General features: G+C 59.0%; 16 protein-coding genes and 1 pseudogene. 14 read left to right on the top strand and 3 right to left on the bottom strand.

The window, feature by feature from the left end:
- Positions 1 to 413: 413 nt before the first annotated feature.
- Positions 414 to 512, bottom strand: a pseudogene (locus QP093_RS09165) (LacI family DNA-binding transcriptional regulator); the annotation flags it as partial.
- Between the two features lie 537 nt (positions 513 to 1,049).
- On the opposite strand from QP093_RS09165, the gene QP093_RS09160 reads away from it, so the two are divergent.
- The 4 genes from QP093_RS09160 to QP093_RS09145 all read left to right on the top strand — a co-directional run bounded on the left by QP093_RS09160 (position 1,050) and on the right by QP093_RS09145 (position 4,989).
- The gene (locus QP093_RS09160; protein ID WP_058237138.1) at positions 1,050 to 2,447 is read left to right on the top strand and encodes an extracellular solute-binding protein; all 1,398 of its coding nucleotides are present in this window, start codon (positions 1,050 to 1,052) and stop codon (positions 2,445 to 2,447) included.
- Between the two features lie 131 nt (positions 2,448 to 2,578).
- A complete protein-coding gene (locus QP093_RS09155; RefSeq protein WP_058237137.1) occupies positions 2,579 to 3,493 on the top strand; it encodes a carbohydrate ABC transporter permease in 915 nt (304 codons plus the stop codon).
- A 14-nt stretch (positions 3,494 to 3,507) separates the two neighbouring features.
- Complete coding sequence (locus QP093_RS09150; RefSeq protein WP_480294762.1) at positions 3,508 to 4,434, top strand: carbohydrate ABC transporter permease; 927 nt, start codon at positions 3,508 to 3,510, stop codon at positions 4,432 to 4,434.
- A 375-nt stretch (positions 4,435 to 4,809) separates the two neighbouring features.
- On the top strand, positions 4,810 to 4,989 hold the full coding sequence (locus QP093_RS09145) for a hypothetical protein (protein WP_058237135.1): 180 nt from the start codon (positions 4,810 to 4,812) through the stop codon (positions 4,987 to 4,989).
- Between the two features lie 232 nt (positions 4,990 to 5,221).
- Here QP093_RS09145 and QP093_RS09140 read toward each other — a convergent pair whose 3' ends face one another.
- Positions 5,222 to 8,464: a cadherin-like beta sandwich domain-containing protein gene (locus QP093_RS09140; protein WP_285016207.1), complete on the bottom strand. Its 3,243-nt coding sequence runs from the start codon at positions 8,462 to 8,464 to the stop codon at positions 5,222 to 5,224.
- Positions 8,465 to 8,950: 486 nt separating this feature from the next.
- Here QP093_RS09140 and rplM point away from each other — a divergent pair, with 486 nt between their 5' ends.
- The 3 genes from rplM (at position 8,951) to glmM (ending at position 11,692) form a co-directional block, all read left to right on the top strand.
- On the top strand, positions 8,951 to 9,394 hold the full coding sequence (gene rplM, locus QP093_RS09135; RefSeq protein WP_058237133.1) for a 50S ribosomal protein L13: 444 nt from the start codon (positions 8,951 to 8,953) through the stop codon (positions 9,392 to 9,394).
- A gap of 43 nt (positions 9,395 to 9,437) precedes the next feature.
- Complete coding sequence (gene rpsI, locus QP093_RS09130) at positions 9,438 to 9,929, top strand: 30S ribosomal protein S9 (protein ID WP_058237132.1); 492 nt, start codon at positions 9,438 to 9,440, stop codon at positions 9,927 to 9,929.
- A gap of 413 nt (positions 9,930 to 10,342) precedes the next feature.
- Positions 10,343 to 11,692, top strand: a complete 1,350-nt coding sequence (gene glmM, locus QP093_RS09125) for a phosphoglucosamine mutase (protein ID WP_058237131.1) — start codon at positions 10,343 to 10,345, stop codon at positions 11,690 to 11,692.
- Between the two features lie 531 nt (positions 11,693 to 12,223).
- Here glmM and coaA read toward each other — a convergent pair.
- Positions 12,224 to 13,177: a type I pantothenate kinase gene (gene coaA, locus QP093_RS09120; protein WP_070726995.1), complete on the bottom strand. Its 954-nt coding sequence runs from the start codon at positions 13,175 to 13,177 to the stop codon at positions 12,224 to 12,226.
- 308 nt (positions 13,178 to 13,485) lie between these two features.
- Here coaA and glmS point away from each other — a divergent pair, with 308 nt between their 5' ends.
- The 7 genes from glmS to QP093_RS09085 all read left to right on the top strand — a co-directional run bounded on the left by glmS (position 13,486) and on the right by QP093_RS09085 (position 21,496).
- Entirely contained in the window at positions 13,486 to 15,459 is a 1,974-nt protein-coding gene (glmS, locus tag QP093_RS09115; protein ID WP_092648778.1) for a glutamine--fructose-6-phosphate transaminase (isomerizing), read from the top strand.
- A gap of 17 nt (positions 15,460 to 15,476) precedes the next feature.
- Positions 15,477 to 17,255 (top strand): NAD(P)H-hydrate epimerase, encoded by a 1,779-nt coding sequence (locus tag QP093_RS09110; protein WP_285016205.1) that lies wholly within the window; start codon positions 15,477 to 15,479, stop codon positions 17,253 to 17,255.
- Between the two features lie 69 nt (positions 17,256 to 17,324).
- The gene (gene alr, locus QP093_RS09105; RefSeq protein WP_257590297.1) at positions 17,325 to 18,626 is read left to right on the top strand and encodes an alanine racemase; all 1,302 of its coding nucleotides are present in this window, start codon (positions 17,325 to 17,327) and stop codon (positions 18,624 to 18,626) included.
- A 15-nt stretch (positions 18,627 to 18,641) separates the two neighbouring features.
- Positions 18,642 to 19,373 carry a tRNA (adenosine(37)-N6)-threonylcarbamoyltransferase complex ATPase subunit type 1 TsaE gene (tsaE, locus tag QP093_RS09100; RefSeq protein ID WP_285016203.1) on the top strand — a complete coding sequence of 244 codons (732 nt, stop codon included), beginning with the start codon at positions 18,642 to 18,644 and terminating at the stop codon, positions 19,371 to 19,373.
- Positions 19,366 to 20,061, top strand: a complete 696-nt coding sequence (tsaB, locus tag QP093_RS09095) for a tRNA (adenosine(37)-N6)-threonylcarbamoyltransferase complex dimerization subunit type 1 TsaB (protein WP_285016202.1) — start codon at positions 19,366 to 19,368, stop codon at positions 20,059 to 20,061. The genes tsaE and tsaB overlap by 8 nt, the downstream gene beginning before the upstream one ends.
- Entirely contained in the window at positions 20,062 to 20,595 is a 534-nt protein-coding gene (gene rimI / locus QP093_RS09090) for a ribosomal protein S18-alanine N-acetyltransferase (protein WP_285016201.1), read from the top strand.
- Positions 20,596 to 20,794: 199 nt separating this feature from the next.
- Positions 20,795 to 21,496: a succinate dehydrogenase cytochrome b subunit gene (locus QP093_RS09085; RefSeq protein WP_070726949.1), complete on the top strand. Its 702-nt coding sequence runs from the start codon at positions 20,795 to 20,797 to the stop codon at positions 21,494 to 21,496.
- Positions 21,497 to 21,514 lie beyond the last annotated feature (18 nt).

Here is a 21,514-nt window from a genome sequence, read left to right as displayed (position 1 = left end):
ATGCTGACGAGGCCCACTCCGCCGAAATGGTTCGAGGTTTCAATCATCGACATCCACATCACTGGAATGTCGAGCTGGCTGAGCAGGGGGCCAACGAACTGCTGGGTGGAGGTGGTCTCGCAGATTGCACCTGCCAGTTGAATATCGGAGAGCACCGATTGAATGAAACGGCGGTTGGCGGCATCGCCCTCAGGTTGGAAGAGCGGCAGAAGAAGGTAGCCGCGACGTTGAACCTCAATCATGGCTGTGGTCAGTACTTTGTGGACGACCGGCACGAACGGGTCTTCCGGCAGTTCAGCCATGATCAAAGCGATGATGTTGGTGGATCCTCGCCTCAGTGATCGTGCCGCAGCGTTGGGGACGTAGTTCATTTCACGGGCGACGTTCGTGACGTGCTCGATCGTAGCTGGTGCAATCTTGACTTCGTGCCCGTGGCCGTTGAGTATAAGAGAGACGGTGGATGGTGCGACGCCTGCTTTCCGAGCGACATCAGCCCGAGTTGTCCGTGTCATGGTGAATTCCTTCAAGAAAAAGTACCGCGAAGTCAGCCAGAGCGACGCAGCTCTGAGCGGTAACACAGTAACTATATCGTGTTAGTTCTGGAAAAGATATTTGGGTATTGGCCCTTTCGTGGATGTGCTGTATGAAGCTGGATTGACGTGGCCTGGCCGGAGTGTGGACTATCGTCTGGATACGCAGGGCGTCGATGCGTACAGCTGGCCGAACGCGCGGGAATTGCATCTGATTTTGAGGTGCCAGAGTGTGTGGTATGAGGTTTCTTACATTTGTGATCGACGGTGAGAAACGGTGGGTGGGTGCGGGGTGTGTCGCTCACGATATTTCCGATCGAAAACGTGCGGAAACGTGATGAGCGTTAAAGTCTGACGTACCGGTTTTGTCGCCGGTCGTAATCAAAGTGAGATCTTTGGGGTTAGTGAAAACCGTAAAAATGTCTTATTCTTTCACTGTCACCTAACACGAGATAGTTAGAGAGACGTCAACCGGCACGCAGCCGGCTGGCTTTCTTCTCGACCAATGGAGGTCTTTAAATGAGATTGACACGAGCAACACGCGGCGCCCTTGGGGTGCTTGCCGTTTCATGCCTGTCATTAACAGCGTGTGGAGGCGGAGCTGAAGAGAGCGGAACATCATCAGCCAGTGGCATCCCAACGCCCGACGTTGCCTGCGACATTCCAGAAGGCAACGTTGACGGCAGCGTTGTTGACACTTCGAAAGTGGAAGGCGAAATCACCTTCCAGACACAGGGCCTGCAAACCGATTTCGCCGACTTCTTCCAAGCCAAGATCAAGGAATTCGAAGAGGCAAACCCGGGGACCACCATCAAATGGACCGACCAGGGCGGAGGTACAGACTTCGACCAGGCCATCACATCCCAGGCAACAAACTGCAAGATGGCAGACGTCGTCAACGTGGCATCGTCATCCATCCTGGCGCTGTCCAAAGCCAATTTGCTGATGGACTTTGACGTCAAAGCACCCCAGATCGGTGACAAGTTCGTTGAAACCATCTGGAACTCAACGAACCTCGGCGCTCAGGATCATCACACCGCGCTGCCCTGGTACTTCGGCCCCTACATCACCACATACAACAAGGACGTCTTCCAACGTTCCGGACTGGATCCGGAAAAGGCGCCCTCGACAATGGACGACCTGCTGGACGCGGCAGCCAAGGTGGGGGCAGCCGGAAACGGCGACTATGGCATCTACGGATCACCAGACTGGTACCTGGTTGCGCAGCTGCATGGAATGGGCGTGCAACTGCTCAACGATGACCACACTGAGTTTGACTTCGCAGATAATGCAGATGCAGTCCGATACGTCACCAAGATGGCGGAACTGTACAAGACCAACGCCATCCCGAAAGACTCCCTGACCGGCGAGCCCGACCCGTCCAAGGCCTATTCCAATGGAAACCTCGCATTCGGCACTCCGAACGCCTCGTTCCTGAAAGCCATTAAAGACAACAACCCGCAGGTCTACGAAGCAACAGGTGTTGGCCCGTTCCCAACAAACGAAGGTATCAAACCTGTCTATGAAGGCCAGTACGTCGGCATCTCCGTGACCACCCAGAACGCGCCGCTGGCGATGAAATGGGCCGAGTTCATCACGAACGCCGAAAACGAATACGCCTGGGCACATGACGGTGGAGCAATCGTCTTCCCGGCTGCTACCGAGGCACTCGACAAGATTATGGAAAACCCGCCGGAGGTTGCACAGGATCCTGTCTTCAAGGCTGCATATGAACAGGCCGCAAATGCCGCTAAAGACGCAGAAGCATACTTGGACGTCTTCTACGTCACCGGTTCAGTTCAGAAAGCACTGGTCGACAACGTCAACCAGGCCATCCGCGGCGAAGTCAGCCCAGAGGATGCACTGAAGACTGCTCAAGAACAAATGAACCAGCTGCTGGACGATCTGAACTCCTAATTATCCGGAACCAGCGAAGCGTGTGTGGGCTTATTCAGGTCATCACATGACCACCATGAATAAGCCCACACCGCCTGACGCGGTCCACTTTTACGAACGAAGCGTACCCAGAGTGATGGAGGATAGCACTCATGGCGACTCAGAAGAAGACAAGCGCGCGTAGTCTCAATGGCGCAGCACGGTTCCGAAAATGGTGGGTGCCGTGGCTGTGGGTCACAATCCCCGTGCTGTGTATTATCACTTTCTATATCTACCCATTCATCAACACGGTCGTGACGTCCTTCACCAAGACGAAACCACTTGGCAGGCTCGGACGCTTCAACGGAATTGACAATTACGCGCACATTTTCTCCGACCCGGTGTTCTGGGAAGCCACACGCAACTCCGTGATCTACGCGCTGTGCGTTGTTCCCCTGATGGTGCTGCTGCCGCTGCTGCTGGCACTGCTGGTGCGCCAACACGTGCCGGGAATCGGCTTCTTCCGTGCCATCTACTACGTGCCGGCGATCTGCTCGCTTGTCGTCATCTCACTGGCGTGGCGATACATCTTGGACCAGAAAGGCCCGCTGAACTCCTTTTTCGAAGGTATCGGGCTGATCCAGTCGCCCATTCCCTTCCTGTCCAACGAGTGGCTGATCCTCATCTGCGCAATGATCATCACCTTGTGGCAGGGGTTGCCGTACTACATGATCCTGTATCTGGCTGCATTAACCAACGTTGATCAGTCTTTATACGAAGCAGCCGAAATTGACGGTGCAGGCAGCGTCCGCCGCTTCCTGACGGTCACCGTGCCGGGCGTGCGGGTCATGATGTACCTGGTCGGTGTCCTGTCGACGATCGGATCACTGAAAATCTTCACCGAGGTATATCTGCTGGGCGGAACGAACTCGCCCACACAGACCCTGACCATGTATATCCGTAACCGAATCATGGACCCAACGTTTGGATCACTGGGACAAGGCGACGCCGCTTCGGTGTTCCTGTTCCTGATCACATTCGGATTCATCATTGCCTCACAGAGGCTGCAGAACAAGGCGGAAGCATAATGACTCATTCACCCATGCACGCACCTGTCGCGACTGCGCCTCACACCAGCAAACTCAGCGAGTACCGCCACCGCCGCAAACTTGAACGCCAGAGCCGCCAGGTCGCATCCCGGCAAATACGCGGGTGGCGCCTCGTTGGACGCTACGCGGTCCTCATCATTGTGGCGTGCCTGCTGGTCGGCCCACTCTTGCTGCCTCTGCTTGTCGCATTCAAAGCCCCAGGTGAGCCCGTCTTCGGCCAGGGGGCAACGCTCTTTCCGCAGGACTGGTCGCTGGAATCCTTTGCGCGCCTGTTTGAGCGCACCAACATTTTGCTGTCCATCCGTAACTCGGCAATTGTGGCAGCGCTGTTGGTGACATCCAACATGGTGCTCTCATGCCTGGGCGGCTACATGTTGTCCAGGCGCGGATGGACAGGGCGAAACATCATGTACTTCGTGGTGTTGTCGGCAATGATCTTTCCGCTTGAATCCATCATGCTGTCCCTGTTCTCAATGATGGTGCACGTCGGACTGTACGATCATCTGCTGGGAGTGTGGCTGCCAATTCTTATTGGCCCATTCCAGATCCTTCTGATGCGCGCGGCCTTCATGGGAATCCCAGACGAGATCGAAGACGCAGCACTGATCGATGGTGCAGGCGAGTTGCGTCGTTTCTGGACGATCTTTCTGCCCCAGGTTCGCGGCACCCTAACGGTTGTCGGCCTGACAAGCTTTATCGGCGCGTGGTCTGACTTCCTGCTGCCACTGATCATGCTGCCCAGCCCGAAGAATCAGACACTCATGGTGACCCTGTCAGCCATTCAGAATTCCCCGCAGGGCACGAGCTACCAGTTGGTTCTGGCCGGAGCGGTCGTCGCCCTCGTGCCGGTTGTTGTGGTCTTCATGTTTTCTCAGAAGTACTTTTTCCGCGGCATTGAAGCAGGCGGCCTGAAGTTCTGAGCTTCATCTGACCCGGTTCGTCCCGGAAGGGATGCTGCGGCGGACGCGGATTTGCCGGGCCCGTTGAGCAAGCCGGTTCGCACTCAAGCTGCACGTGAATCACAGGTTCACGTGCAGCTTCTTCTTTCCGCCACGATCGAGGCAGCCCGCGCGTGAACGACGACATCTGCGGCCCTTCGTGCGAGCCTTTGCGATACGTCGTGTTGAGTGTTCCCCGGGGTGTGCGGGCACGGACTTTCCTGCCCCGCCCCATGTGTCGTTTACGACGAACCATGGACGAGGGCGACTACGGTCGCAATCGGCTGGCCTGCATGAATGCTCCGAAAGGTCTCCCACTGTCGGGCGAGCGCGCCTCGAGATCGACAGGAGGGGCACATGGACGGTACGGGCGGTCAGCGTCGCATCTGCAGCACGCTTCTTCCCGCTCCCCAGGTTCGAATTCGGCGGCGCTACGCTGTGCTGCAACAGCATGGGGCCCGTATCGTCGCTGGTCAGCGCGTAGGTGGCGGTGCCTACCCTGCTGAAGGCGCGTCGAGTTCGAACCTGGGGGGATGAAAGAAATGGGGGAGAAAGGCGAGAGAGGAAAAGCAACCATGGGTGCCGCACGGCGCATGGATACGACGAAACACGGGGCGGAAGAAGGCCCTCGTTTAAGAAGAGGTGCTTCCTTAAACGAGGGCCTGACAGACCCTAAATAGGGTGTCCATTGCACCGGTCGGGTGCTTCCTTAAACGGGGGCCTGACCGTTCACAGTCGAAGCCGAAGACGGCCCCGATGTGCGGCCAACCTATCGTCTGACAGCAAAGGAACGCCTGCGTGCAGCGTAGATGCTGACCGCTCCTGCCCCGAGAACCATCAGAGAAAACGGAATCACCTGTGCTGATGCGCCCGATTGCGCCAGGAAGCTCCCTGAATTGGAGCTTGATTTGCGCTGTTGATCGGGCGACACGCCGGTGGTCGCAGAAACGGATTGCGCGGAGCCATCGCTTTGTGATGACTGGGCTCTCTGGCTGTCAGCAGACTGAGGATCGGTCTGCGTGCCCTGGTTGGCAGTCGGAGACTCGCCGACCCAGTACAACAGGCGAGCCTGACCGCCACCGATATTGGACAGCGTCACCGTTAAATCAGAATCTGCGCTGCGAGACTGCGTCAATGGCGCGGGCTGAGCTTCAAAAGTGTTCGGATCAACCATCATGAGTTTCGCGTTGTCAAAAGGTTTCTCCACATGCAGTGTGACGTCCTGAGCGGTTTGCGCATATGAGCCGTCATCGGTTCGGGTGCTCAAGCCGTAAGAAGGCCAACGCGTTGTGCCGGTCAGAGCATTGACCACCATGAAAGCGCGCGGATCCTGAGTGGTCTTGCCAAAGATCTCCTCGGTCTTCGCGGCATCAAGCCCGGGCAGCTTCTCAAAGTAACCGACCACAACATCGCCCGGTTTACCGTCATTGACCGTTCCGGTATTGGTGACGTCCATTCCGGTGATGCCAACCGCCTTATTGGCGGCCTTGCCGTCGCCCTCGCCAAATGCTCCCAGTGCGTAACCCGATACGTTGGGTGCCTGAGGACGGTCCGCGTACTCACCGGCGTTGATGCCAACGTATGTTGAGTTCAGAGCAACTGCGTACTTGCCCAGCCCAGTCAGGTCCTTGAAAATTCTGCTGAATTCGTAGAAGGAGCGGGTAGGCGCGCCATCCTGATCGATGATCGAGGAGCGATCGTAGCCGTTGTATTCCATACGGAACAGCCCAAACCACTTTTGACCGGTGGCAAGACCGAGCGAAGGGACGACGGCTTTTTGAGACTCGGACACGTTGGCGTCCCAGTTGTAGTCCAGATACTGGCCGTACAGGATCGGGCTCGTACCGTCACCAGTAAGACCGGCGAGGGCGGCCTGACGCTGAGTCTTCCACATATTGTTGCCCAGCATGTCGTGAACAACGCTCGAGGGTGCCGACCCCCAGTTGGATCCGTAGTAATAGGTATCCCACGACAGCAGATCAGGCTGAGCGTTTTGCACGTAATACTCCATGTTTGCCGGCTGGCCCCAGTCAGCTGCGTTGTACTGGTTGGAGTGCACGACGGCTCCCGGGATGTTCTCTTTTGACCATTCGAACCATCGGCCGAATGCGTCAGACTCGGCGTGGCTGAAGCCGCCCTCGTCACCGTACTGAATGTCGATCAGGGTGTCGGCGTAGGGCTTCATCGCATCGGTGAGGAAAATGTGAGGCTCGCCGGCGTCCTGAATGCCGTTGCCGCCAGCTGGAGCCTTGGCGAATGCCCAGGGGGTTCCCTCGCCAATCTGTTCCATCACGGGAGTGTTGAACAAAGGCATGTCATAGAACATCGGGAATGCGCCGCCGGTCAGACGTGATTCGCGTGCGTCAAATGCGCCGCGACCGTAGCCTTCGGAGGGAATCCAGGCTGGCAGCATCACGCCGTATTGCAGCGCCAGAGTCTGAGCGCGGTTCACGCCCCACTTTCCGTCACCGGGGTCAAAACCGCGATAAATGTCAGAGTGCTCGTTGGGTGCAATCTCGGGAGGCGTATGACCGGCGGGCAGACCCCACACTTCGGCTTCGTACACCGACATGCCTGTTGCCTGGTTACCGGGATTTCCTGGCTGCTGCTGCGGCTCAGTAGCGGTGTTGAGCCACACGCGGATGTGTTTTGCCTGGTGGTACTGGTTGAAGTCCCAGTACCACAGTCCGCCAGAATCACGGGTCAGTGAGGCATGCGTGATGATGGTCTGCCACGGGGCGCCGTCATCGGCTTGAACAGCAATCGCAACGGAAGAGCCGCCGTGCCAGCCGGGCGCATTGGCGGGCATCTGCGGCCAGCCCCATGCGCTCACGCGGTGCACGTAGCGCGGCTGGTCAAGATCGAGTTGGAAACCAGTGGTGTTGTCGCTCCACTCGTCGCTCTTCTTCAGAGGGGAAACTGTCCACCCGGTGGCCATGTTCTGATCGGTCAGCGCACTGATTTCCGCTTCACTGCCTCCATTGATGGTGGCGGCGGCATCGATCAGGACATTCCCGCGGAAATCGGTGTTGTGTTTCGTGACGTTGACAACGTAGGTAGCGCGTTGCCCTCCTGCTGTGATGGTCGCCGTGAAGGCGTTCATGCCTTCGCGCACCACGAGGTTGGATACGCGTCCGTCGCTGTCCGCCGGTAAACCGTTAACGCTGACGGAAGCAGTGGGATCAGCAGGACGGACGCGGATTGAAATCTGATCCGTGTGATAGTAGGCGTGTGCGATGTATGTATGAGTGGCCGGATCGAATGTGACAGGTTCGCCTGGCTCCCCAAAGGGAAGCTGGTCAACGAAGAAATCGGCGGCAAGGTTGTCACCGCTTCCCTCTCCTGGATCAGTGAACTGAGGCTGGCAGGGGATCAACTTGAGATCGGATCCTGACATGCCTTTCTTGTCCTCTGCCACTGCACGCAGACCCACCAATGAAAAGGCCTGTGCTTTCGTGGGCGGAAATGAAATGGTCTGGGGATCGTTGACTCCTTTGAGTGCTCCGCGTGACAGGAGTGTGCCTGCCTCCATGGTGGAACTGTCCAGTCCCTGTTTCCAGGCGTTGAAGGCTTCGTCACCGCCTTGCCGCGGATTTGTCGGGGCAGATTCGAATGAATACAGCTGGAATGAACCGGGCGCATTTCCGGCTCCTTCGACTGCGCCATATGTGGGGCGCGCAGTGTATTGAACGCCGCACAGCTCCTGGTCAGGTCTGGGATTGGCGAAGGCTAGTGCGTGTGGGAAATCTTCCTCGGTGCCTTTCCACTGGGATGTCCAAAATGACACGTCCTGGGCAGCTTTCCCTGAATCGTCATCTACCAGTGCAGATATCGGCCCGTTTGGAGCAACTTCGCCCTGAGTTTCTTCAGACGTTGCCCACAACATGGTGGGATGATACGGAGCCAGAGATGAGTCCGGGGCAGCGTATGTCGGCACTGATCCCACCACACTGATTCCCGCGCACAAGGCAGGCACCGTGAAAAGGGCGGCGATCCGATGCGTCTTTGCCATAACGGTCTTCCTTAAATCGGTGAATAAAAACGCATATCAGGCTCAGCGCAGAACCTGATACAAATCACTACGCAAACGGTCACAACCACTGTGCTCGTCACGTAGGCCACAATACTAACACGTGTCAGTTGTGGTGGGTAATCCCGATGGACCGTGCGCCACCGTCAGCCAAGACCATTGGTGTGGCAGCAGTGTGCGCCGCCGGCCGCCCTCGTCGGGCATGAAAATCTGAACGAAGCGCGCGCCGGGCAACGCGGTGGGCCACGTGCAATGAGGAATTGCCCACAGTGAGGGAATAACTTTGACCAGGGTGCCTCCAGGTCGATAGACTTAACGACGCTGTGCGTTAGCGCTACTTGGGGCTTTTCCCACTCGCCCGGTATGTGCCAACGACTCGCGCGAACCGAATCGCAATGCGAGCAAGCGTTCCACCAATAAGTGGTGGTGATGTTTGCTCTTAGATCGAAAGAATTGAAGGTTACGCCCGTGCGCACCTATTCACCCAAGCCGGGGGACACTGAGAAGAAGTGGTACGTCATTGACGCTACCGGTGTCGTCCTTGGTCGTTTGGCGTCTCAAGTCGCCGCCCTCCTTCGTGGGAAGCATAAGCCGACGTTCGCTCCGCATATGGATCAAGGCGATTACGTCGTCGTCATCAACGCGGACAAAGTCGTGCTGACTGGTAACAAGCTGGACCAGAAGATGGCCTACCATCACTCGGGTTATCCGGGTGGCCTGCGGGCTACCAGCTACCGCCAAATGCTTGCCGAACATCCGGAGCGCGTCGTGGAAATTGCCGTTAAAGGCATGCTTCCTCACAACTCACTCGGCCGTCAGCAACTGCGCAAGCTGCATGTGTACGCAGGCAGCGAGCATCCGCATGCCGGCCAGACGCCAGAGAAATTCGAAATCACCCAGGTCGCCCAGTGAGCGCGTCGCGCTTCTGAGCCCACGAACTGCACTGAGGAGAACTGTGGCTGACACCACGCAGATCGAAGAGCTGGACGAAGAAACCGTCCCCAGCTCATACACAACTGAAACCGCAACAGCACCTCAAGGCGCTGGCCAATCCGTGACCGCACCTGGCGCGGGACTTGGTCGCCGCAAGGAAGCTGTTGCTCGAGTCCGTCTGATTCCCGGCACCGGCCAGTGGAAGGTCAACGGACGCACACTGGAGGACTACTTCCCGAATAAGCTGCACCAGCAGCTCGTGAAGTCTCCTTTCACACTGCTCGACCTTGACGGCCGTTTCGACGTCATCGCCCGCATCAACGGCGGTGGCATCTCCGGCCAGGCAGGCGCTCTGCGACTGGGCATTGCGCGTGCTCTCAACGAGATCGACCGCGAAGCAAACCGTCCGGCTTTGAAGAAGGCTGGCTTCCTGACCCGTGACGCACGCGCCACGGAGCGTAAGAAGGCTGGCTTGAAGAAGGCCCGTAAGGCGCCTCAGTACTCGAAGCGTTAATCGGTTTTCTTTCCTGCTGATCGGGTTCGAGGGGGTCCGCGCGAGTCGCCGTTTAATCGGGTGCGTGAAGCGATCCGAAGGAACCTGAGCTGGCTCGGTGCACGTGCATGGTGCGAGCGTTGAAGATGAAACGTGTAGCGCAAGGCACGGAGCTGAGCCAGTGAGCACAAAGTCATCACCGAAGGGGTGAGGTGGGCACGAGAGTGCCTGTCTCACCCCTTTCGTGCTGGTTCCGAATGGCTCGTGAGCAACTGTGCAAAAAGTTCGAATATCGCGGGCAAACTCGAACAGGACCGTAAATCAACCAGAGGTTCGCGTCGCGACGGATTAGGCTGTGTGCAGATAATGCTCGTGCGGTGGCCCAGCAAGAAGTGAGCTGCCGCCCGTGAAAAGAACGAAACAGGAGCAATGTGATGCCGCGACTATTTGGAACTGATGGGGTGCGCGGGCTGGCCAACGGCGAGCTCACCGCACAGCTTGCTTTGGAACTGGGTGAAGCAGCGGCTCGGCATATTGCTGGTGGTCCGAAGAAAAATGGCGACAAGCCTCGAGCGATAATTGGCCGTGATACGCGTATTTCCGGCGAATTCCTCGATCATGCAATTTCGGCTGGCTTGGCGGCATCAGGTATGGACGTCACGCGCATTGGCGTGGTGTCCACGCCGACAGTGGCACATCTGACAGCGGCAGAAAATGTTGACCTCGGCGTCATGATTTCCGCCTCACACAATCCCATGCCGGATAACGGCATTAAGTTTTTTGCCCGGGGCGGCTTCAAACTGGCTGACTCGGTCGAAGACGGCATTGAGAAACTTCTCGGCGCGGACTGGGATCGCCCAACAGGCGCTGCAGTCGGTGAGGTCCACTACGACGATGATTGGGCCAAGCACTCCTACATTGAGCACCTCGTCACCTCTGTCGGCTCTGATCTGCATGGCGTGCGAATCGCAGTGGACTGCGCGAATGGCGGCGCCTCTGACATCGGGCCACAGGCCCTGCGTGAGGCCGGCGCCGACGTCGTGGTCATGAACTCATCACCTGACGGGCGCAACATTAACGATAACTGCGGTTCAACGCATCCCGAGCAGATTCAGGCGGTGACCGTTGCATCAGGTGCGGACTTCGGCGTCGCCTATGATGGCGATGCTGACAGATGTCTAGCCATTGATCGCCGTGGCAATTTGATTGACGGCGACAAGATAATGGGCGCCCTTGCCCTCGCCATGCACGAGGCGGGCGAACTTGACCACGACACACTGGTCGTCACCATCATGTCGAACCTTGGCCTGAAACTTGCAATGGAGAAAGCTGGTATCACCACTGTTCAGACGGCAGTGGGTGACCGCTATGTCCTCGAAGCAATGATTGAGGGCGGGTTCGCGTTGGGTGGTGAGCAGTCCGGACATGTCATCGCGCGCCATCATGCCACGACGGGGGATGGTGTTTTGACGTCAATGTTGCTGGCTCGCCTCGTGCATGAAAGCGGTCGCGATCTGGCTGATCTGACCGCGCCGATCGAACGCTTGCCACAGACTTTGATCAACGTGTCCGGCGTGGACAAGGCTCGCCTCCATGACGATCAGGCGTTGGCCGACGAGGTTGCCGTTGCTGAGAAGAAGTTGGGGGAGACGGGTCGCGTGGTGATGCGCCCATCCGGTACCGAACCGCTCGTCCGTGTCATGGTTGAAGCGGCCAGTGAGGATGAGGCTGACAGGATTGCGCAGCACCTGGCCGATGTGGTGCGTGATCGCCTCGCACTGTAGACGGCCCTGAGTTGTAGCGGTCTTCAGGCCTGGGGGAGCAGCTGGTTGTGCGGTGCTGGAGCGAGAGCACTGGTTCTGCTGCCTTAGGCTGACTAAGCTGGACTAACTGCGCTGGAGAATCGGTGGTCGTCTGACCGTAATGAACTGGAGGTGCGGGGGTAGCCGTGCCAGATTCGTAGCGCTGCCACTTCGGGCGCTGCATCACGCGCTAGCCATCTGCGCATCGGGGCGCGTCTGAGTGCCGTCAGTGGCGCAGCCTCATTTCTTACCGCTGTCCCTGTCTGCCTCGCCCGCCCCGTCCCCCAGGTTCGAATTCGGCGCCCGTCTTATTGCCGAGGGTGACTTGCCTCGGCGCTGAACTGCATCAATAGCTGCAGTATCTGTCCGTGCCTGGCCAAATGCGTGCCGAGTTCGAACCTGGGGGAAGGACAGGTGGATGAACGCACGTTGAGTTCGAACCTGGGGAACTGGGGGAGGACGGTGCGGATGGTAGAGCTCGACTGGCTCAGATCCTAACCGGAGCGAGGGGTGCTATTCCTTGCGCAGATGAAGGGATTCGACCCGGTGATCGGCGCCCTTGGTGAAAATCAGCGTGGCGCGTTCGCGTGTCGGCAAAATGTTCTCGTACAGGTTCGGCAAGTTGATAGCGTGCCACACCATCCGAGCAGTGGCCTCTGCTTCAGAATCACTCAAGCCCGCATAGGTCCGGAAGAAGGAATCCTCACGTTGGAAGGAGGTCGAGCGAAGCTGCGCGAATCGGTCGACGTACCACTGCTCAATGTCATCCTCACGCGCGTCCACGTAGATGGAGAAATCAAAGTAGTCTGATACCGCTAAACCGAGGCCGCCAGGATGGGTACGAGGCGGCTGTAACACGTTCAGCCCTTCAACGATCAAGACTTCCGGATGCTCGATCGTGGTGAACTTATCGGGACGAATATCGTATGTGACATGCGAATAAACAGGAACCTGCAGAGGGGAAATGCCCGCCTTCACCGACGCGACAAAGTTCAGCAGTGCTCCGCGGTCGTACGATTCAGGGAATCCCTTACGTGCCAGGATTCCTCGCTCTTCCAAGACCGCGTTGGGCAAAAGGAAGCCATCTGTGGCCACCAGGTCGACCCGAGGCGTGTGCGGTGATCGCGACAACAGGAGCTGCAACAGGCGAGCAACAGTGGATTTGCCAACCGCAACCGACCCAGCGATACCGATGACGAAAGGTGTCACAGGCGCATCCTCTTCGAGGAAGTCGGCCCGTGCGCGTGCCCGCAGATACCGTCCTTGTATGTAGACCTGCAACAGCGCGCACAACGGCCGGTAAATGGCGTCAACCTCGTTCATGTCGATGGGATCGCCCAAGGATGCCAGCTGTGAGATGTCCTCGTCGGTTAGCGGCAGGGGCGTGCGCGCGGCCAGTTTTTTCCAGTGCTCACGGCTAAACGATGAAAATGGGCCTTGTGCTCGGGCGGACTCGTCATTAAAGATCACGGCGCCATTGTCCCCTAATACAGCGGTCCAATGCAGGGATTTGACGTGAATGTGGCGGTCTGTGAGCAATCTTGGATGCGCTGGTCGCGTGGCTCCGATCACGAGGACCCGATGGTCATGCCCCGCGAGCGCTCACAACTGCCTGTCCCCTTGCGTCCGTCTTGCACCCACATACCTGACGGCCAGCTGGAGCAAGACGACGCGGGCCGATCCCCACTGCCATGCATCCCGCTCATGGCACGCGAGTCGACGCCACGGGCGTCAAAAACTCCCGATCGCCCCCTGCGTGTGTTGAAATGTCTAATATGTGTGGAATTGTTGGATACGTGGGGGAAGTCCCCTCCCAGCGCCCGCTTGACGTTGTCATGAAGGGCCTGGCAAATCTGGAATACCGCGGGTACGACTCAGCTGGAGTCGCACTCGGATCGGCCGACCGGCCCAAACCCACAGTCATCCGCGCGGTCGGAAAATTGTCCCAGTTGCGTGCGCAGATTGACAGTCAGCGTCCCGACGATGCTATTGAGGCGATCGGCCACACCCGCTGGGCAACACATGGCCAGCCGAGCGTTGCCAACGCACACCCGCATACATCCGCGGATGGGAAAGTCGCCCTCGTCCATAACGGAATTATCGAAAACGCCGACGCATTACGAACGCAGCTTGCCGCAGCGGGCGAAACCTTTGAATCCGACACCGACACCGAAGTCGTCGCGCACCTCATCGGGCGTCTGTACTCCGGATTGCCCATTGACGAGGGAGGTGTCGGCACCTCGGCTGACCGCGTGGCAAGTACATCCACCGCGCCGCGCTGGTCGGAAGATCTGACAGGCGTACCGGCAGAACAACGCGATGGTGCGCAACGCCTCGTGGGCGCCATGCGCGCGGCAACTGAGCAGATCAGCGGCACGTTCACTTTGCTGGCGATCTGTGATGATGCACCGGGCGTGATCGTGGCGGCACGACGCTCATCGCCTCTGGTGATCGGACTCGGTGAAGGGGAGAACTTCCTCGGCTCCGACGTGCTTGCTTTCAGCGAATTCACTACTGATGTCATCGAAGTGGGGCAGGACCAGCTCGCCCTTGTCACCGCGCAGCACGTGACGATTATTGACCAGGATGGCGCTGTTACCGAGCCGAAGAAGCTGGAAGGTGACTACTCGCGTCGACCGGTGACAAAAGAAGGCTTTGGCACGTTCATGGAAAAGGAAATCCATGAAGAACCCGGAGCGGTTGAGCAGACACTGGCCGGGCGGATGGATGCCTCAGGCAAACTGTCGTTGGACGAACTGCGCATTCCGGAAAGCGTACTGCGCAGCGTGGACAAGATGATCATTGTTGCCTGTGGCAGTGCCGCTCACGCCGGGCAGGTGGCGCGATATGCGATCGAACATTGGTGCCGCATCCCCGTGGAAGTCGAGCTGGCTCACGAGTTCCGTTATCGCGACCCGGTTGTGTCCGAAAAGACGCTTGTTGTCGCCATTTCTCAGTCGGGGGAAACGATGGATACCATCATGGCGATTCGTCACGCCCGCGAGCAGGGCGCCCGCGTGATCGCACTGGTCAACACGCCTGGCTCCACGATTTCTCGTGAATCAGACGCTGTGCTGCTGACACATGCCGGCCCGGAGATCGCGGTTGCCTCCACGAAGGCGTACACCGCGCAGATCGCAGCGACGTATATTTTGGGGCTGTATCTGGCGCAGGTGCGCGGCAACAAGTACCCCGATGAAATCGCAGATTACATGGACAAGCTCTTTGCGATTCCCTCGAAAATCAGCACGATCATCAGCGGCTGGGACCAGATTCGCGACGTTGCGCGTTCGTTGACCGATGTCGAATCGATGATCTATCTGGGCCGCCACGTCGGTTTCCCCACCGCCCTTGAAGGTGCGCTGAAACTGAAGGAACTGTGCTACATCCACGCCGAAGGGTTCGCCGCCGGCGAGCTCAAGCATGGCCCGATTTCACTGATTGAAGATGGGCAGATCGTGGTGGTGGTTCTGCCCACGCCTCGCCGCCCCGAACTGCACCGCAAAGTGGTCTCCAATATTCAGGAGGTGCGCGCTCGCGGCGCTCGGACATTGGTGGTGGCCGAGCAAGATGACCATTCGGCTGACGAATGTGCAGATGTGATCTTCCGGATCCCGCCCGCTCCCACGTTGTACGCACCACTTCTGACGGTGATCCCACTCCAGATTTTGGCCTGTGAACTGGCAGGCGCGAAGGGGCTGGATGTCGATCAGCCGCGCAACCTGGCCAAGTCAGTGACCGTTGAATGATGCATGACGCTGATGACGTGACAGCCTATACACCTGAGGTTGTGCGCGAAGCTGAAGCGGTGCATGTGGATCGTGCCTGCCGCGAGGATGACCCCGACCGGCTCATGCGCAAGGCAGCTCGCGGCGTGGCTGATGCAGTGCTGGAGATGTGTCCGGCTGACGGGGCAACGGTGCGGGTCACAGCGTTGGTTGGCGGCGGAGACAACGGTGGAGATGCCCTGTATGCCCTGTCTTATGTGGCCTTGTCAGAAAGCGTTGGCGCGGCGGTCGCCCTCGTCATATCGGACCACCCACACCCTCGTGCCCTTGAAGCAGCACGCCAGGCCGGTGCGCGCATAATTTCCGCATCGATGGACGAGGGGGACCTATGCGCGGATCTACCGCCAACCGACATCTGGATCGACGGGTTGTGCGGAACGGGACTGAAGGGTGCGTTGCGCGAACCGCTCGCTCGACTCGTGGACGCCGTCAATGAACAGGTGCAGAAAACTGGTGCGCTCGTCGTGGCGGTGGATGTGCCAACAGGGGTGGGGAGCGCTGATGGAGCGTGTCCGACCCATGCAGTTCATGCGACGCGAACTGTCACGATGGGTGCGCTGAAGACTCCACTGGTACTGCCTCCTGCGTGCTACCGCGCAGGAAGTATTGACGTGGTGGATCTGGGCCTTGCCGCTGATCTGGAACAAGCTGGCAGTGGCGGCAGGGGACTTGCTGGGGACCTTTCGCAAGCCGATAGGGCTGCTCGGCCTGACGAGTACACTCAAGGCGAATTCGATGCCCGACCACACGCGGCGGTGCGTGTGCTGACATGCGCGGATGCTCGAAGATGCATGCGCGCCCCTGGCCGCCTCGATCACAAGTACACACGCGGTGTTGTGAGCATCTGCAGCGGATCCGAAACCTACCCGGGAGCCGGAGTGCTCGCCGTCAGCGGCGCACATGGCGTGGGTGTTGGGATGATTCGCCTTGATTCGACCGCCTCGGTGCGTACCCTTGCCCTGATGAGATTTCCCGACATCGTGTGCGGCACCGGATGCGCGCAGTCAGTAGTTGTCGGATGCGGAATCGATGACGAGCGCTTGAGCCATGCCCGAGATGTCATCATCGATGCTTTGGACCAGCACCTGCCGACGGTCATTGACGCGTCAGCATTGCCTCTGGTGGTGGAGCTGAGCGAGGCATGTGACATGTCCTCAGCAGTGCTCACACCCCATGCGGGGGAGGCAGCGACATTGCTTGATGCACTGACTGACCGTTCGCCCAGCCGTACTGACATCGACTCCTGCCCTGCTCATTGGGCAGCTGAGCTGGCGCGCGCGAGTGGGGCGACCGTCGTTCTCAAAGGCGCAACAACGGTAATTTGTGCGATTGACGAGGGCGGTCTACCGCTGCTTGCGGTCAACGCTGAATCGTGTGGCTGGACCGGTGTGGCCGGCTCAGGAGATGTTCTGGCTGGCGTGATCGGTGCAGTGCTGGCTAATCCCCAGTGTGCAGTCGATACAGCGGCTCGCCGCGTAGGAGCAGTGGGCGCTGCGGTGTGGCTGCACGCGCAGGCAGGGATCCAAGCAAGCGGTGCGCGCAGCACGCGTACCAGTCCATCCGACACGCGCAGCGATGCCGAGGACGTCGCTAAACTCCGCGAGGCCAAGAACCCGAGCAGACCGATCGGCCAGGACCGCGCACACCATGGGGTGATCAGCACATTCGGTGGGGGACATCCAATCGGTGCAGCCGACATTGCTGCGGCAATCAGCCCCCTCGTCGGCACTGTACTGCAACGGACGACGGCCTCGTGAACAGCTCTTATAACGCAGCGCACAGTCGCGTGAATATGTACCGGCGACCAGCAGTGCAATACTAAAGGCGTGTTGTTGAACGAATCAGTCGGTGAATGTGACTCCATCGCAGTGGAAGAGTACCCCTCCCGCGCTGTCATCGACCTGGGTGCCATCGAGCATAACGCTGCCGTTTTGCGCCAGGATGGTCCCACGTGTCAACACATGGCGATCGTGAAGGCAGATGCCTACGGGCACGGGCTCGCTCAGGTCACATTGGCAGCAGCCCGCGTTGGATTCACCTGGTTTGGCGCAGCCCAGCTGGCAGAGGCGCGGCGCGTGCGAGCCGTCCTCGACCGGGCAGGATACTCGCGCGACGACGTCCATATTCTGACGTGGCTCGGCCCCAGCGACACCACGTGGCGCGGCGCGATAGATGATGACATTGACGTGTCCGTGTCGGTAGTGTCCACACTCGCCCGCCTGGCAGCCAGTGCCCGGGAGGCCGGCAAGACTGCGCGCGTCCACGTCAAGATCGACACCGGAATGTCCCGAGCCGGAGCCACCCTGTCAACACTGCCGGCCCTGGCGTCAGCATTGGCGATGAGTGTCCAGGACCAGACGGTTGATGTCGTTGCAGCCTGGACACATCTGGCTCGCGCCGATGAAGACTCCCCGGAAGGACTGAGCGCCACTGCCACTCAGCTGGACCGCTTCGACGCCGGCCTGGAGATTCTGGCCGACGCCGGGATCCACCCACGTATCCGCCACGTCGGTGCTACCTCCGCGATCCTGTGGCATGAGCGCGCATGCTTCGACATGGTGCGCGACGGTATCGGCCTGTATGGTCTGAGCCCCAACCCCGCTCAGCGCACCGCTCGCGACCTCCACTTCAGGCCTGCCATGCGCCTGGAAGCAAACCTCGAGATGATCAAGATTGTCGAGGGGGATCAGGCCGTCTCCTATGGAGGTACATGGACAACACCTGGGCCACGATGGCTCGGTTTAGTGCCGATCGGCTACGGCGATGGAGTACCTCGCGCGGCTTCGAATGCGGGGCCAGTCAGCGTGATTACCCCGACGGGCACCATCCGTACCCACGCGGTCGGCCGGATCTGCATGGACCAGTTCATGATCGACCTTGGACCGGTGAGCGACGCTGAAAACGCCCAGCCTGGCGAACAAGGACCCGATCTTGGCCAATACCATGAGCCACCCGCACCGGTTGGCAGTCGAGTCATTCTGTTTGGAAACCCGGATGATCCCGACACGCCGGACGTTCCACTTGCCGACGAGTGGGCTCAGGTTGCAGACACCATCAACTATGAAATCGTGACGCGTATCGGGCCGCGTGTACCCCGCGTGTATATCCCGGCCACTGCACGCCCATAACGAAAGATCGTGGAGATGACTCAGGTTCAGGAATCGACAATTCACGTCACCAGCGCCGACCATACGCGAGCCATTGGCAAAGCGTTGGCCAGCACACTGCGCGCAGGCGACGTCATCATGCTCAACGGCCCATTGGGTGCGGGAAAAACCACGCTGACGCAGGGGATTGGGCAGGGACTGAATGTGCGTGGCCACGTCACGTCTCCGACATTTACCGTCAGCCGTATCCACCCGCCGTTGGACGAGGGCGGGCTCGCCCTCGTCCATGCTGATGCCTACCGCATCACCGACCTGGATGATCTGGAAACCGTAGACTTGGACTCCACTACGCAAGACACGGTCACGGTTATCGAGTGGGGCGAAGGCAAGACCGAGCAGTTGTCGGATGATCGGCTGGAAATCGTGATCGAACGCGCCGAAGGAACCGCTGCCGGCGGTGACGATGAGGGCACAGATGCTCACTTAGGCCGTCAAACAGATGCTCACTGCGGCTGTCAGGCTGATGAGGCACATATTCATGCCGGCCGTCAGGCTGATGAGGCAGATGCTCACGCCGATGGCCAGACGCATCACGATGTGATCGACCTGGAAGATATTGACAGTGGCGAACGCACGCTGACCTTCATTTTGCATGGAACCCGCTGGGCTGGCGTACTCGATGACCTGGATGAAAAGGCTCGGGCGCTCGCAGGACTGGATGCGCCCACCACTGACTTACACGAAGAAGTAGGATCCCACCGTGACTGACCTTTGTATTGACACCTCCGGCGCTACCACCATCGCGCTTGTCCGCGAGGGTGAACCAACGCTGTATGCCTCCAATGACTCTGCTCGCCACCATGCCGAATCCATTGCGCCACTCATCCACCAGGTGCTAGCCGAAGCAGGTGTCGAAGGGCCTTTAAACTCGGATGATATCGATGCCGTTATCGTGGGAACCGGTCCGGCACCCTTCACAGGTTTGCGAGCCGGCTTGGTCAGTGCACGCACCATTGCGCGCGCAGCCGGCATCCCTCTGTACGGTGTGTGCTCCCTGGACATGATTGCCCGAGCCGGCCTGGACCTTTTGCCACCAGATCAGCGTGTGATCGTGGCGACGGATGCTCGCCGTCATGAAATGTACTGGGCACAGTACGAAGCTCAAGGTCCCGACGATGTAGCCACCATCACCGAGCCGACGGTGGGGCCAGTGCGGACGTTGGCGAACGAACTGCAGGCCAGCGCCTCCATGCTGGTGACCACCGGAACACTTCCGTCTTTCGCTGAGGAAGCTCTTTCAGCCGTCCAGATAGTGCCTGTGACTCCCTTCGATGTGTCCGTGGCCAGCCGAATTGTCCGCTCCCGCCTCGAACGCGGCCTAGAGGACACACTGGACACGCAGCCCCTGTACCTGCGCCGCCCCGACATTCACGGACAGCGTCCCGAACGCATGTAAATGGCCAATTCGCCTGACAGCGCGCCCGCGCACGACACCAGTGAGCAGGTCCCCCTCGTCAATTTTCGACCCATGGGCGAGGGCGACGCTGCCATCATGGAAACCCTCGAACGCGACATTTTTGCCGAAGACCCGTGGACCAGCACCATGATCGAACAGGAACTGCGTGCACCCGGACGGTTGTACCTGCTCGCTCAGGCTGGCGGATCTGAGAAGTCTGCGGCGGAACCCGTGGGATACGGCGGAGTGCGGATTGGTCCTGACGCCGACATCATGACGATCGGTGTGACCCGCGCGTGGCGCGGCCGAGGGATTGGGCGCGAACTGCTCAATCGGCTCATGGAGGGCGCCTGGTCGGCTGGTGCTGAACGAATTTTCCTGGAAGTACGTTCGTCGAACGTCGCTGCCCAGCGCCTTTATGAGATTGCAGGGTTCGATGCAATGGGACGAGTCCCTCGCTACTTCCATCACCCGCTCGAAGATGCCATCACGATGCGCGCACTCGCCGCTAACCGGGACTTCCGTCATATTTGAAAGTTATGGGTTGCCTAATTGCGTGGTTCGCAGTGGGCGCCACACGGTCGCTGCTGTGGTGACAACGCGGAAACGGCCGGTAGCGCGAGCCGACGCAGGCGCGAAAATAAGCCAAAAACGTCCTCCTCAAGGTAGGAAGGGCGGAAAAACGGGCGGCGGTTTGGGCGTGATGGCCGTGTCAGGTCGATAGGCTAAAGCCATGGCCACGAAAACTGTTGTGACGAAGAAGCGACATGCGTGGACCACGTCAGTGTTCATGAAACAACTGATGGCGGTCTCCGGTCTGGTCTTCGTAATATTCTTGCTGTTCCACTCGTACGGCAACCTGAAAATGTTCCTCGGTCAAGAGGCGTACGATCACTACGCCCACTGGCTGAAGGGTGAAGCGTTCGTTCCAATCTTCCCTTACGGCGGATTTATCTGGGTATTCCGCGCTGCAATGATCCTTTTCCTGGTCATTCACGTTGTATCCGCCGCTCAGGTCTGGCTGCGTTCACGCCGAGCACGCCCCACACGCTACGTCGTCAAGAAAGACGCGGCAGTGGCGTATGCGGCACGCACCATGCGCGTAACGGCAGTCATCCTGCTGATCGGGATCGTCTTCCACCTCCTTCACTTCACGATGGGTGTGGTGCGCACCGGTTTTGCCATCGAGAACACTCCATATGAGCGAATGGTTGCCACCTTCCAGAATCCTTTGATGGTGCTGGTTTACCTCGTGTTCGTAGGCGTCGCCTGCCTTCACGTGTGCCACGGTTTCTGGTCCGCATTCCAGACTCTGGGCTGGGTTCGTTCAAATACCCGCAAAGCCATGGTGATTCTGTCAGGGCTCATTGGCGGCCTCATCTTTGTCATGTTCATGGCTCCTCCGGTTGCCATCGCGGTTGGCATGATCTCCTAGTAGGTAAGGCACAGATAC

Source organism: Pauljensenia sp. UMB10120 (assembly GCF_030212035.1).
Taxonomy (GTDB): Bacteria; Actinomycetota; Actinomycetes; order Actinomycetales; family Actinomycetaceae; genus Pauljensenia; species Pauljensenia radingae_A.
Note: the sequence above shows the minus strand (reverse complement) of the source record. Positions and strands in the feature narration are given on the sequence as shown.